The following is a 13,371-nucleotide window of genomic DNA, read 5'->3' on the forward strand; positions in this document are numbered from 1 at the left end:
GCAATCGCGGCGGGATGTCGTTTCGGCGGCATCCCGGATCTCAGGAAACACAACCATGCCAACACGCATCAGGGAAAGCCGGGGCCAGGAAATGGCCCTGACGGCGGCGGTAGCCGTCGTCATCGTGCTGCTTTCGCTGCTGCCCATGCTGCGCTTGGTCAGGGAGATCGTGGCACCTGGCGGCACGCTGTCGACCGTGGCCATTGCGGCCGGGCTGAGAAGCCCGGCGACCTGGATCGCGACATGGCATACGCTGGTCGTCGGCATCGGCGGCACCTTGCTTGCGGTGCTGTCGGGAACGCTGGTGGCGGTGCTGGTCTCGTTGACCGACATACGCGGCCGCAGCGCACTGGTGCTGTGCTACGTCATGCCGCTGATGATCGCGCCGCAGGTGACGGCGCTGGCCTGGCTGCAGCTGTTCGGCCCGGCAAGCCCATTCCTCAAGCTGTTCGGAGCCGCGCCGCCGCTCGGCACGAAAAACCCGCTTTACTCGACGTCAGGCATCATCCTGCTGTTGGGCGTCCAATATGGCCCGCTGGTGTTCCTGCTGGTGCGTGCCGGCCTGCGCAAGCTGCCGCGCGAACTGGTGGAGGCGGCACGCGCCGGTGGCGCCGACTGGTTCACGGTGCTGGTCACCATCGTGCTGCCGCTGATGACGCCGTCGATCATGGCGGCGGCGGCATTGGCCTTCGTGTCCTGCGTCGGCAATTTCGGCATTCCGGCTTTCCTCGGCATTCCCGCCAACTACCTGGTGCTGCCGACCCTTATCTATCAGAAGCTGGCCGGCGGTGGTCCGGGCATGCTCGGCGAGACCGCGTTCCTATCGGTGCTGATCGGCGTCATCGCCATGGCCGGGATTCTCGCCCAGGAGGTGATGAGCCGCCGCCGCGACTACCGCATCTCTTCGACATCGCTGCCGGCCGAACCCTACGAACTCGGCCGCTGGCGGGCTATTGTCCAGGCCGGCCTGTGGCTGCTGATCGTGCTGGTGCTGTTCCTGCCGTTGTTCGGGCTGGTGCTGACCTCGCTGGTGCCGGGCTATGGCATCGCGCTCACGGCCAAGACGGCGACGCTCGACAATTACCGTTTCGTGCTGTTCGAGCATGATGCGGCCAACCGCGCCTTCTTCAACAGTTTCTGGCTGTCGGTTGCCGCCGCCTTCTTCGCGGTCATCGTCGCCGTGCCGGTCGCCTATCTCATCGCCTGGGGCAAGCAGCGCTGGGTGCGGCTGCTCAATCTGGCGGTCGAACTGCCCTATGCCTTGCCCGGCGTGGTGCTGGCGATCGCCTCGCTGCTGCTCTTCCTCAGGCCGATCCCACTGACCGGCATCCAACTCTACAACACGGTCTGGATCATCCTCTACGCCTACCTCGCCCGCTTCCTGGTGCTGGCGCTGCGGCCGACCATCAGCGGCTATCACCAGATCGACCGGGCGCTGGAGGAGGCCGCGCAGGTGGCGGGCGCCGGCCTGTTCACGCGCATGCGCACCATCATCTTTCCACTGGTCGCGCCGGCGGCGATCGCCGGTGGTCTGCTGATCTTCATGACGGCGCTCAGCGAACTCACCGTCTCGGCGCTGCTGTGGTCGTCAGGCTCGGAGACGATCGGCGTGGTGATGTTTTCCTTCGAACAGGGCGGCGATTCCAACTATGCGGCGGCGATGTCGGTCATCACGGTCGCGGTCACCTTCGTGCTGATGCTGGTGACCAATCTGCTTGCCCCTTACCTTCCCAGCGGAGTGTTGCCATGGCGCGACTGAGCCTGGACCATGTGACCAAGAGCTTCGCCAACTTCGACGCCGTGAAGGACGTCTCGATCGACGTTGCCGACGGCGAGTTCCTCGCCGTGCTCGGACCTTCCGGCTGCGGCAAGACGACGTTGCTCAGGCTCGTCGCCGGATTCGAGAAAGTGAGCTCGGGCGAAATCCGCATCGGCAGCGATGTCGTGTCGAGCAGCGTCGGCAGCGTCGCGCCGGAAAAGCGGCGCGTCGGCATCGTCTTCCAGAACTATGCGCTGTGGCCGCACATGACGGTGGCCGAGAATATCGGCTATTCGCTGAAGGTGGCGAAGCTCGACAAGGCGGTGGCGCGCCAGAAGGTGGAAGACGCGCTGGCTCTGGTCAATTTGCAGGGACTGGGCGAGCGCAGGCCGGCCAATCTTTCCGGCGGCCAGCGCCAGCGCGTGGCGCTGGCGCGCTGTCTCGTCGCCGCACCGTCGCTGGTGCTGTTCGACGAGCCGCTCGCCAATCTCGACGTGCATCTGAGGGCCTCGATGGAGGATGAGTTCGCCGCTTTTCACAAGCGCACCGGTACGACCATCGTCTACATCACCCACGATCAGGCCGAGGCGATGGCGCTGGCCGATCGCATCGCCGTGATGGATCATGGCCGCCTGGCACAGCTGGCGACGCCGCGCGAGCTCTATCATGAGCCGGCAAATGAGATGGTGGCGTCTTTCATCTCGCAAGGCATCCTGCTGCCGGCGGATGTCCTGACGGGCGAAGACGGCGGCCATTGCAAGGTCAGGGTCCTGGGAACCGAGCTGGTGGTCCGCTGCCGCCCCGGCGAACGGCCGCGTGCGGGTGCTAAGATCTGCTGCCGGTCGGCCGATCTCGACGTCTCGCCGGATGGGCCAGGCTTTGACGGTCTCGTCAAACGGGTGATCTACCAGGGTGGCGGTGCGCGCATCGAATTCGCGCCCGCCGCGGCGCCCGACCTCACTTTGCATTTCGAGCAGCCAGACCCGGTTGCGCTCGGGAGCGGAGCCCAGGCACGGCTGCGCATAAGATCCGGCTGGCTGATCCCGGCGGGGCCCGGTTCGTGATGATGCTGGACCTGCTTGGCGGCTTCGGGGAAAAGGGCCGCACCAGCCTTGCCGTCGGCAGCGGCGGCGACGGCATCCTGCTCGATATAGGCATCAAGGTCGGCGCCTCCGGCGCGGAATATTATCCGGCGCTCGACGGTCCGGTCGACGACATAGACGCTCTTCGTCTCGCACGCCCACGAGGATCATGTCGGTGCGCTGAGCTGGCTGTTGTCGCGCGTGAAGAATCCTGAGTTCACCGACGGCGACGACCCATGGCTTGGCGCGCTGATCGCGTCATTGTGGCAATCGCGCCAACTGGGCGACAGAAGGCCATTGGTTGAGCGTGAACCTGCCGACCGCGCTGCCGGCGGAAATCCGGCAGCCGCGCATCGGCCGTGACAAGATCGGCCGCACGGCCGAGATCGTGGAAAGCGAAGGCGATCGTACCGTCATCACGGTGCCGCGCGGGCGCGCTCAGGCCAGTGAGCCGGGCGACGAGAACGAGGCGATCGATACCGGCTTCGTCAGCATCAACAGGCTGAACTGGTTTGGCGAAACGCGGCTGGACGAACGGTTTGTGGGCGGGATTCTGGACTGAGCTTCCTATGTCCGACCGTCCCGATCACCAAGCTGTCAGCGGCTAAACCGCGCCGATCCGATGCCTGTGCTTGAAGCCGCCGCTATTTCATTCCACATCGGGCGCAATGAACGGCAAGATACGAGAGTGGTTTCGCAATTGGCGATGGGCCATGGCCGCATCGCTGATCCTGCATGCCTTGATCGCAGCGTTCTTGTTCTTTGGCGTGCCGAGATCCGAGCAGCAGCCGGAACAGCAGGAACAGCCCGTCAATGTCGCGATTGTGCCGCCGCCCGAGAAGCCTAAGCCGAAACCTGCTCCAAAGCCACCGGAGCCGAAACCCGAAAACAAGGCTGAAAAGCCGCCTGAACAAAAGCCGCCTCCGGAGCCCCCGAAACCGCCAGACGACCATGTTCTGAAGCGCGTTTTCCAGTACGGCCAGAAAGATACGGGGCCGGAGAAATCGCTCGACGGAAGCAGCGCCAAACCCAACACGCCGTCACCGGACAAGGATGAGGCGGCGAAGCCGCCTATAACACCGACACCCGCGCCGACCCAGCCCGCCCCGGCTGCAACGCCGCAGCAGAAGGCAGAGCCCAGCAAGCCTGGCGAGAAGCCGGCTACCGCCGCGCCGGACGAAAAGCCCGCGCAAGGCGAGGAAAAGCAGGAGGCCGCCTCGCCGGACGCCAATCCCGCGCAAAACGAGGAGAAGCAGGCGACCGAGGACGCTGACAAACAGCAGCCGGACAAACATGGGGTCGCACCGCAGCCCGCCGAAAAGCAAGCGGTTGTGACACCAAAGCCATTGGCGGCCGAGACTCGTAGCAAGCCAGCGCCTCCAGCCTCAACCGGAAAGGCAAAGCCCAAACCGGCCAAGACGTTGACGTTCAAACCCGCAAGGGCCTTCAAAGCGCCGATCGGGAATGCTGGAAGGTCAAATCCCGCCAATGACGATGTTGCAGGATCGCCAATCTATTCCGGCCTTCCGGGTGTCAGAAAGCTTTACTCGCAGGGAGCAACCGGCAATGCCTTCGCCACAAGCTCCATGGAGAATGTGCCGCGCGGTCAGCGCGTGGCCACCCTTTGCGGCAATGTTCTGAGCCAGGAACTGCAAAGCGCCGACTATTTGGTCAAATGGGTGCCAACCATTACGCTGGACAAAGGCAATGTTCTCAACCCTAGCCAAGCGGCCTTCAGCACCAGAAACACCTGGTACAATCTAAATTTCCGATGTGAAGTCGATCCCGATGCGACGAGGGTCCTATCCTTCAACTTTCGTGTGGGGTCATTGGTCCCGCCTGGCGAATGGGCTAGCCGTGGATTCACCAAGTATCCGCTGAATTAGGCCGGCACGCCGAGCCCGGACAATTGCCGGCTAATTCTTGCCAGTCCGCGCAGACGAAATCGGCACCGGCCGCCGTCAGCCGCGCGGTGTGCCCGGCACAGGTGTGGCCGCCGCCGGTATAGCCGATCGCCGTCATGCCGGCGGCGGCGCATTGAGCCGCCCGGGCGACTTGGCTGGGCCGCCCTGGGTGTGGTGATCAAATCGACAACCTGTCGCGGCCATATGCGCAAATCCAGTGCTTATGCTTGAAGCCGCCGCTATTTCATTCCACATCGGTCAGGATGAAGGACGAGGCACGAGAACGGCGCCGGTATCTGTTGTGGGGCATTCCCGCATCGCTGATCCTGCACGTGCTTGCTGCGGCGCTCCTTGTGTATGGCCTGCCCGTGCCTCTCCAACCGCCGCGCGAGGAGCAGCCAGTCAATGTCGCGATCGTGCCTCCGCCCGATCAGCCAAAGCCGAAACCTGTTCCGCCTGCGCCAAAGCCACCGGAACCGAAGGTTGAAAAGCCGCCTGAGCAGAAAATTGAAAAACAACTTCCGTCCGAGAAGCCGCCGCCAGGCGAGGTCCTGAGGCCTGTCTTTCAGTTCGGCGACAAGGATACCGGCCCGAGGAAATCGCTGGACGGGACCAGCGCCCAAGACAGCTCGCCGTCGCCGGCCAAGGATGGCGATCCGAAGCCGCCTGTCGGGCCGAAGCCTGCAGACAGCCAACCTGTCACGCCGGCAGACGCCGAGGGGCAGGCAGCTTCAAGCGCGGAGATGGATAAACAACAGGCAGCTAAACAGGAGCCAGACAAGCAGGCGGCGCTCGACGACGCCAAGCAACAGGGCGGGGCACCAGCGCCTTTGGCTGCCGATAGCGGCGGCGAGATCGAGCTTCCCACATCAGCCGAAGCACCAAAGCCCAAACCCGCAAATGCGCCGAAGCCCAGCCCCTCGAAGGCCTCGAAGTCTGCATCTCGCAACGATTCGGGCCTTCCGGGTGTTCGCAGGCTCTACTCGCAGGGCGCCACCGGCGATGCGCTGGCCACGACCTCGATGGGCGGGGTGCCTCGCGGTCAGCGTGTGGCCAAACTCTGCGCCAGCGCGTTGCAGCAGGAGTTGCTGGATGCTTCCTATTTTCCCAAATGGGTACCATCTCTTCCGCTGAAGGTGGGCAATATTCTGGACGCCCCGGATGTCGCTTTCAGCACGACAACCACATGGTACCATCTGGGCTTTCGGTGCGAGGTCGACACCGATGCGACGAGGGTCCTGTCCTTCAACTTCCGCGTGGGGGTACCAATCCCGCCCAGCGACTGGGGCGGTCTTAGATTACCCAGCCCCTACTAGATCAGGCCGGCACGCCGAGCCCGGATAATTGCCGGCTAATTTCTTGCCAGTCCGCGCAGACGAAATCGGCACCGGCCGCCTTCAGCCGCGCGGCGTGCTCGGCATAGGTGTGGCCGCCGCCGGTGTAGCCGATCGCCGTCATGCCGGCGGCAACCGCGCCCTGGATGCCGAAGGGCGAATCCTCGATGACGATGCAGTCGGCCGGATCGGCGCCCATCCTGGCGGCGGCGAACAGGAAGATGTCGGGCGCCGGCTTGCCGTTCTTGACCATGGAGGAGCTGTAGATCGCCTCGCCGAAGAACGGCGCCAGCCCGGTGACGGCCAGGCTGTGGTTGATGCGCTCGACGGAGGACGACGAGGCGACGCAGCGTTCGCCCTCGAGCGTCTCCAGAAACGCCGCGATCCCCGGGGTCGGTTTCAATTCCTCGGTAAACAGGATCTTGGTCTCGGCCCAGATGTCGCCGTCGGCGGCAGCGGGAAACTGATGGCCGGTCAATTCCCTGATCCTGGCGATGATGTCGGACTGCTTCATGCCGACGCATTGGGCGATGATGCCGCCATGGACGCCCGGCATGCCGTGCTTTTCATAGACGCGTTCGTAGGCCCTGGCGGCCAGCGGCTCGCTGTCGACGAGAACACCGTCGCAATCGAAGATGATAGGCCTTGGTCGCGCCACGCGCTTGTCTCCTCACGTCAAATTTCGCACATCGCTATCGGCAAAAAGTCAAATGTTCAATAGTGCGATGTCTTCAGCGCGTTTTGGGGCTGCAACGGCGGGCAGTCAAAGCTGGCGCAGCGCATCGCTTGCGCGGCCGGATCCGAGCGCCCGTTGCATGGCTTGCCGGGATTGTGCGCGGTCGGGCGTGATCCAGTTCGGCTCCGCACCGAGGAAGCGGTCGAGGAACGCCACCGCATAGGCCGGCATCTCGGTCACATTCTCGCGATAGGACCACCAGGTGCGCAGATCGTCGGCGCATTTGTCGATGCTGGGCGCGTTGCCGAACTCCTGCTCATAGATCGCCGAAATCACGGAGACGCAGTAGTTGGTGTAGAGGAAGCCTTCCGGCCAGAAGCGGATGATGTCCAGCGTGCCGGCATTCTGATCCGTTTCAATGAGTTGCGCGAGGCCGGAGATCTCCCTTGCCGGCGCCTGTTTGATCAGCTCGCGCAGCACGAGGCCGGCGGCAAAGACGATGAAATCGGCGCGGTCGATCGCGGCGAAGCGCTTCTGCGCTTCCATGATCTCGACCCAGTCGAGAAAGGCCCGCGTCAGCTTCGCCTCGTCGATCTCGAAACGCACGCCGAACGTCTCCGAGACCACCTTGGCGCTGCCGCGGAAAGTGGCGCGAAACCAGCGCAGCTGCCGCAGCCGGTGGCGCAGGTCGGGCATAAGGGCCAGTTCATCCCTGAAGGGCAGTTCCATTTGATGCATCCCGTTTGACGACAGGCTAGCACAGCCATGCCGCCGCCGAAATCGGCAGACGGCTCTGTGGATGGCGTAGCGGAGACTAATATCTTACATATTGACATTCGCGGAAACAAATGTTCTCACTTTGATGTTGTCGCGTGCCGGTCCAAGGTGCGGTTCAACGGAGGCTTCGGGAGGAGAACCGAATGGCGATTTGGCAGTGGGGACTGCTTCTGCTGGTTATTGTGTGGGCGCTGCAGTCGCTCGGCGTCTGGCTGCAGATGCGGCACTATTCGGATGTCTTCCGGGGCGTCACCGACCAGTACAAGGACGGCTTCGTCGGAGCCGGCAATTTTCGCGGTCGGCTGGCCAAGGGCACCATCGCGCTCGTCGTGGTGACGCCCGACCTGATCGTGCGCCGCCTGATGGTGATGAGCGGCCGGTCCGTCTTCACCAAGTTCAAAAGACATGAAGAATTCGAGGGTGTTCCCCTCGATCGACTCCGGTCCAACCCTGCGATCATGGGGGAGGGGGAACCCGGTGTGGCCGAGGCCGTGAAACGGGCGATCGAACAGATCGACAAAACACGGTCGGAGCCGGGGAAGAAGCCGGGCCTGGCCGGCTTGAACGTAGCAAGGGCTTAGAGGACGCCGCGCACCGACTGGGATAACCGGCGGGCGGCATAAGGAGGAGAAATGTCTGTATTTTCGTTGTTGGCGCAGCATGCCGACATGGCCGTGCACAATCTGCATGTCGCAGGTACCATGGTCTCGGATGCCGCATTGCATGGCAAGCTCGCCGTCGAGCATGCTTCCGACCATCTCGTTGTCCTGGCACAAGCGGACAGCGGACCCATAACCGTCGATCAGTTCAAGGAAAAGCTGAAGGAAGTCCAGCAGGAAGAGCAGCTCGGCTGGCTGACCGCCATCGGCAAGTACTTCATCGGCATCTTCCAGAAGGGCGGCGAAGTGTTCGCCGGCTTCGTCACCGGCATCATTCCGACGCTGGTGGTGCTGATGACCGCCTTCTACGCCGTCACCGAACTGGTCGGCGAAGAGCGCGTGCATGGCCTGGCGCGCGGCGCCGGCAGGATTGCCTTGACCCGGTATACGCTGCTGCCGCTGCTGGCTGTGTTCTTCCTCACCAACCCGATGGCCTATACGTTCGGATCGTTCCTGGAAGAAAAGCACAAGCCGGCCTTCTATGACGCGGCCGTGTCCTACGTGCATCCGCCGCTTGGCCTGTTCCCGCACATCAATCCGGGCGAATATTTCGTCTGGGGCGGCATTCTCGTGGCTCTGCTCGAGCTTGAGAAGAAGGGCGTTGTCGTCGCCGGTTACCACGTCAAGGTGGCGATCTGGTACGCCATTGTCGGCCTCGTCGTCATCCTGCTCAAGGGCATGCTCACCGAGCGCATCACCACCATCATGGCACGCCGCCAGGGCGTCGAGCTGTAAGGGCGGGGAGGACATCATGGACAGGACATTCAAAGCCGTAAAGATCTCCCGGGGCAACACAGGCTGGGGCGGCCCGCTCGTCATCGAGCCGACCGCGCAGCGCGACAAGGTCGTCTCCGTCACCGGCGGCGGCATCCATCCCGTCGCCCAACTCATCGCCGACATGACCGGCGCCACGGCGGTCGACGGCTTCAAGGCGCCGCCGATCGAAGGTGAGATGGCAGTGGTCGTCGTCGATTGCGGCGGCACCGCACGCTGCGGCGTCTATCCGCGCAAGCGCATCCCGACCGTCAATCTGACGCCGGTCGGCCAGGCTGGGCCGCTCGCCCAGTTCATCACCGAGGACATCTACGTTTCGGGCGTGAAGCCGGCCAACGTCACAATGGCGGACGGATCCGAGGCGGTCACCACTGCGGGGGGAGCAGCATCGATGAGTTCAGGCAATAACACAGCAGCGGCGGCGCCACAGCCGCTGCCGAGCGAAGGCGGTCTGATCGGCCTGATCAGCTCGATCGGACGCGTCATGGGCCGGGTGGTCGGCATCTTCTTCAATGCCGGCCGCCGCACGATCGACCAGGTGGTGCGCAACGTGCTGCCGTTCATGGCCTTCGTGACCATGCTCATCGGCCTGATCCTCTACACCGGCATCGGTGACGTGCTCGCCCAGCCGATGGGACCGCTGGCCAACAACATCGTCGGCCTGCTGATCATCTCGGCCATTTGCGGCCTGCCGTTCCTGTCTCCCATCCTCGGGCCGGGCGCCGTCATCGCGCAGGTCATCGGCGTGGCCATCATCGGCCCGCAGATCGCCAACGGCACGATTTCGCCGGCGATGGCTCTGCCGGCGCTGTTTGCCTACAATACCCAGGTGGGCTGCGACTTCGTCCCCGTCGGGCTGGCGCTCGGTGAAGCCAAGCCGAAGACGATTGAAATCGGTGTGCCGGCGGTGCTCATCAGCCGCCAGATCATGGGCCCCGTATCCGTGCTGATCGCATGGGTCGTCAGCCTGATCGTATTCTAAGGACATAAGAGAATGAGGTTCGCCACATGACGGTTCTGCTGAGAACACGGGTCACTTCCATCGGGCCCGAAGTGGCGGATCTTGCCGAAGGGGGCGTGGTCATCCTGTTTGCGGATGGCTCGCCGCCGGAGCTTGCCGAGGTTTCGGTGCTCCACAAGACGGAGGTCGGACCGAGCGACGGTGCGCCGCAAAAGGGCGCTTCGATCACCCTTGGTCCGGTTTCCGCGGTCATAACCGCCGTCGGCTCCAGCGCGTGGAGCAAGGTGCTCGAGATGGGCCACGTCGTCATCTCGTTCAACGGCGCCACCGAGGCCGAGAGGCCGGGCGAGATCTGCGCATCGCAGGTCGATGCCCAGGCGCTCGTGTCCGCACTGAAAACGGACGCGATCATCACCATCGCCGCCTGAAGCATTCGCGCCGCGACCCATCTGGTTTTGGCGCTTAAAAAAGCAGAGTATTTGCCATGGAACGCTCGACCATCGTCAGAGTGCATGAAGGTTTGCACGCCCGTCCCGCCACGCGGTTCGTCAAGCTCGCCAAGGGCTTCGAATCCGATGTCGAGCTGGTCAAGGACGGCAAGGCGGTCAGCGCCAAGAGCTCCGTCAAGCTGATGCTGCTGGCGGTCAAGGAAAACCAGGAAGTTACCGTGCGGGCGAACGGCGCCGACGCCATCGAGGCGATCGAAGCGCTGATCGGCTATCTCGAGAATCCCAAGGCGGGTCTCGACGACGAAGTCGAGCCGCAGCGCCCGGCGAATGATGCCGGCCAGGCGGCATCCTTGTCAGCACCCCAATCCGTGCCGGCTGCAACAGGCCAAGCGAACGGCCTGCGCGGGGTCGCGGCAAGCGAGGGCGTCGCCGTCGGGCCGGCCTTCGCGCATTTCCCGCCCGAGATCGCCGGACAGGGCCGCATGCTGCAGGCGGAAGAGATCGCCGGCGAGATTGACAGGTTCCGTGCCGCCGTCGCCGCCGTCCAGGCGCGCATGGACCGGACCTTGGCGCACGACAGCTTGTCTGCCGCAGACCGCGGCATCGTCGCGGCACTCAGGGATATCGCCGCCGACGACAGCCTGACCGGCGAGGCCGAAAAGGCGATCAGGGGCGGCAACGACGCGGTGTCTGCCGTCATCACCGCAGCCTCCACGATCGCCGCCGATTTCAGCGCGGTCGACGATCACTACCTCAATGCGCGGGCCGACGATGTCCACGCCGTCGGACGGCAGATCTGCCTGGTGTTGCTGGGCCAGGACGACGTCAGCCTCGAAAGCATTCCCGAAGGCGCCATTCTGATCGCCGACGACATCGGCGCCTGGGATCTGGCGCGGGCGCCGCTGAAGCGCATTGGCGGGGTTATTTGCGGCCATGGCGGCGCCACCTCGCACATCGCCATCATCGCGCGCTCGCACGGCATTCCGGCGGTGCTGGGCCTTGGCGACCAGGTCAATGCCTTGCGCACCGCGCGCGACGTGGCGCTCGACGGCAACACCGGCCACGTGATCATCGACCCGGACGCGGCGACGCGCGCAGACTATGCCGGCCGCGTCGAAGCGGCGGCGAAGGAACGCGCCGGCCTGACCGCCTTCAAGACAGTGACGCCGAAACGCCCCGACGGCAAGGTGATCGAGGTCGCGGCCAATATCGGGTCGCTCGAGGAGATCGAGGCGGCGCAGGAGGCGGGCGCCATGGGCGTCGGCCTGTTCCGCACCGAACTCCTGTTCATGCGTCATATGCATCTTCCCTCGGAGGACATGCAGGCCGAGACCTATGCAGCGCTGGCCAAGGCCTTCGCGCCCTATCCGGTCATCGTGCGCACGCTCGACATCGGCGGCGACAAGCCGATCGCCGGCATCGAGTTTCCCGACGAGGAGAACCCCTTTCTCGGCTGGCGCGGCATCCGCATGTGTCTTGACCGGCCCGATATCTTCAAGCGCCAGCTTAGGGCGCTGCTGCGGGCCGCCGTGCACGGCAACATCAAGGTGATGCTGCCGATGGTGTCCGATATTTCCGAAGTCACGCGCACCCGCGCACTGGTCGATGAATGCGCCGCCGAACTCAAGGCCGAAGGCGTGCCTTATGCGACATTCGATCTCGGCGTGATGATCGAAACCCCGGCGGCCGTGCTGATCGCGCTGGCGCTGGCCAGGGAAGTGGCCTTCTTCTCGATCGGCACCAATGACCTGACCCAATACATCATGGCCGCCGACCGGCTCAACCCGACGGTCGCCAGGCTCAACGACGTCACCAATCCGGCGGTCATGTCGGCGATCGAGCTGACGGCCAAAGCCGGCGTCGCCGCCGGCATCATGGTGGGCATGTGTGGTGAGGCGGCCGGACGCCCGGATCTGATCCCGGCCTTCATCGAAATGGGTCTGACCGAGCTTTCGATGAGCCCGGCCTCCATCCAGCGCGCCAAGAAGACGATCACGGCCATGGCAGCCGCCATTCCAGGAAAAGTGTGAGCGGTTTTCCCGGGAAAGCGCGTAGCGCTTTCCCTTGGGAATTGCGTCAAAACAAAGAGTTAGAGCGGTTCGCCGTTTCCATGAAACGGTGAGACGCTCTGGATTTCCGAAGCGCTGCTGGAGCTTACGGCAAATGCGCAAGCAAGGTGGCGAAGACTGGCGTCAGTTCATCGACCGGGCTTGCCTTGGCGCAGGCCTGTACGATGCGATCGTGACGGATATCGGCAGCCAGGATCGCGATCTCCAGCATGTCGGGTTCAGGCGCGCCGTCACGGCCGGTTGTCGCCAAGCCGCAGGCCAGAACCACAGGCGCCAGGCAGCTTATGTCGAGCGCGCGCTCCCCGGCGATTCCCGGCGCGGCTTCGCCAAAGTGCACCGGACGCTGGCTGAGCAACTCGACCAGCAACGCCGCACAAGTGGCCGCGATTGCCTGCAGCCCGGAGCCCGGCGCGGTCAACGCGGACAGGAAATCACCATGGCGCTTGCGCATCGTGGCATGCGCGGCGGCGAAATCGGCTTCGTGGATGCGGGCGTTGTCGATCTTCAGCTCGGCGAGCACCGCCTTCGTCAAATAGTACATGTCGCGCCGGAACAGGCGCTCGGCGCTCAACTGCCGCTCTTCGTTTCCGGCCGGAAAATAGGTGCCGAGGCCTTTCACGGTCGTGCCGTCCACCTTGATCGGGCGCTCGTGCGGAACAAAGGATTCGGCGATCGACAGCGCCTCGTCGACGGCGCTTGCGGCATGGCTGAGCAGGCCTTCGATGCCTTTGCCCGGAAACGGCGGCAGATGGCTGGTCGCTTCGTGCAGCACGCTGGCGTCACCGGTGCCGTCATGGCGGCTTTGCCGGATGATGTCGCGGACCTCCCGCAACCGGTCCTTCAAATTGACGCGGACGTCTTCGGAGATTTGTCGGAGCATCGCGGTCTGCCTCGAAAGTGCCTTGCAGGACGGCCGGCCAGGGCCAG

At 64.1% G+C, this 13,371-nt stretch carries 13 protein-coding genes and 1 pseudogene; 11 read left to right on the plus strand and 3 right to left on the minus strand.

Annotated elements, in window-relative coordinates:
* Nucleotides 1-55: 55 nt before the first annotated feature.
* The 6 genes and pseudogenes from FJV83_RS24640 to FJV83_RS24665 all read left to right on the plus strand — a co-directional run bounded on the left by FJV83_RS24640 (nt 56) and on the right by FJV83_RS24665 (nt 6,061).
* On the plus strand, nt 56-1,759 hold the full coding sequence (locus FJV83_RS24640; RefSeq protein ID WP_142885669.1) for an iron ABC transporter permease: 1,704 nt from the start codon (nt 56-58) through the stop codon (nt 1,757-1,759).
* Nucleotides 1,747-2,823, plus strand: a complete 1,077-nt coding sequence (locus tag FJV83_RS24645; RefSeq protein ID WP_095772203.1) for an ABC transporter ATP-binding protein — start codon at nt 1,747-1,749, stop codon at nt 2,821-2,823. Before FJV83_RS24640 ends, FJV83_RS24645 begins: the two co-directional genes overlap by 13 nt.
* Nucleotides 2,823-3,042 (plus strand): annotated as a pseudogene (locus FJV83_RS36535) (MBL fold metallo-hydrolase); the annotation flags it as partial. The gene FJV83_RS24645 and the pseudogene FJV83_RS36535, both read left to right, overlap by 1 nt.
* A gap of 100 nt (nt 3,043-3,142) precedes the next feature.
* Entirely contained in the window at nt 3,143-3,403 is a 261-nt protein-coding gene (locus FJV83_RS24650; protein ID WP_246691914.1) for a hypothetical protein, read from the plus strand.
* A gap of 106 nt (nt 3,404-3,509) precedes the next feature.
* Nucleotides 3,510-4,727 (plus strand): DUF930 domain-containing protein, encoded by a 1,218-nt coding sequence (locus FJV83_RS24655; RefSeq protein ID WP_142885668.1) that lies wholly within the window; start codon nt 3,510-3,512, stop codon nt 4,725-4,727.
* A gap of 281 nt (nt 4,728-5,008) precedes the next feature.
* On the plus strand, nt 5,009-6,061 hold the full coding sequence (locus tag FJV83_RS24665) for a DUF930 domain-containing protein (protein WP_142885667.1): 1,053 nt from the start codon (nt 5,009-5,011) through the stop codon (nt 6,059-6,061).
* A 1-nt stretch (nt 6,062) separates the two neighbouring features.
* On the opposite strand, the gene FJV83_RS24670 is transcribed toward FJV83_RS24665, so the two are convergent.
* On the minus strand, nt 6,063-6,737 hold the full coding sequence (locus FJV83_RS24670; protein WP_142885666.1) for an HAD family phosphatase: 675 nt from the start codon (nt 6,735-6,737) through the stop codon (nt 6,063-6,065).
* 105 nt (nt 6,738-6,842) lie between these two features.
* On the minus strand, nt 6,843-7,484 hold the full coding sequence (locus FJV83_RS24675) for a hypothetical protein (protein ID WP_095772359.1): 642 nt from the start codon (nt 7,482-7,484) through the stop codon (nt 6,843-6,845).
* Between the two features lie 191 nt (nt 7,485-7,675).
* Between FJV83_RS24675 and FJV83_RS24680 the strand changes: the two genes are divergently transcribed.
* Genes FJV83_RS24680 through ptsP form a run of 5 tightly spaced genes read left to right on the plus strand, consistent with a single transcriptional unit; the run spans nt 7,676 to nt 12,405 of the window.
* Nucleotides 7,676-8,113: a transcriptional regulator GutM gene (locus FJV83_RS24680; protein WP_095787930.1), complete on the plus strand. Its 438-nt coding sequence runs from the start codon at nt 7,676-7,678 to the stop codon at nt 8,111-8,113.
* Between the two features lie 51 nt (nt 8,114-8,164).
* The gene (locus FJV83_RS24685) at nt 8,165-8,926 is read left to right on the plus strand and encodes a PTS glucitol/sorbitol transporter subunit IIC (protein WP_095772208.1); all 762 of its coding nucleotides are present in this window, start codon (nt 8,165-8,167) and stop codon (nt 8,924-8,926) included.
* A gap of 16 nt (nt 8,927-8,942) precedes the next feature.
* Nucleotides 8,943-9,947 (plus strand): PTS glucitol/sorbitol transporter subunit IIB, encoded by a 1,005-nt coding sequence (locus FJV83_RS24690; RefSeq protein WP_010911816.1) that lies wholly within the window; start codon nt 8,943-8,945, stop codon nt 9,945-9,947.
* Nucleotides 9,948-9,973: 26 nt separating this feature from the next.
* Entirely contained in the window at nt 9,974-10,354 is a 381-nt protein-coding gene (locus FJV83_RS24695) for a PTS glucitol/sorbitol transporter subunit IIA (RefSeq protein WP_095787928.1), read from the plus strand.
* Between the two features lie 56 nt (nt 10,355-10,410).
* Entirely contained in the window at nt 10,411-12,405 is a 1,995-nt protein-coding gene (gene ptsP / locus FJV83_RS24700) for a phosphoenolpyruvate--protein phosphotransferase (RefSeq protein WP_142885665.1), read from the plus strand.
* A gap of 124 nt (nt 12,406-12,529) precedes the next feature.
* On the opposite strand, the gene FJV83_RS24705 is transcribed toward ptsP, so the two are convergent.
* Nucleotides 12,530-13,324, minus strand: coding sequence for a hypothetical protein (locus tag FJV83_RS24705; RefSeq protein ID WP_095787926.1), 795 nt, complete (start codon nt 13,322-13,324; stop codon nt 12,530-12,532).
* Nucleotides 13,325-13,371: the final 47 nt, after the last annotated feature.

Source organism: Mesorhizobium sp. WSM4307, assembly GCF_007003945.1.
GTDB lineage: Bacteria > Pseudomonadota > Alphaproteobacteria > Rhizobiales > Rhizobiaceae > Mesorhizobium.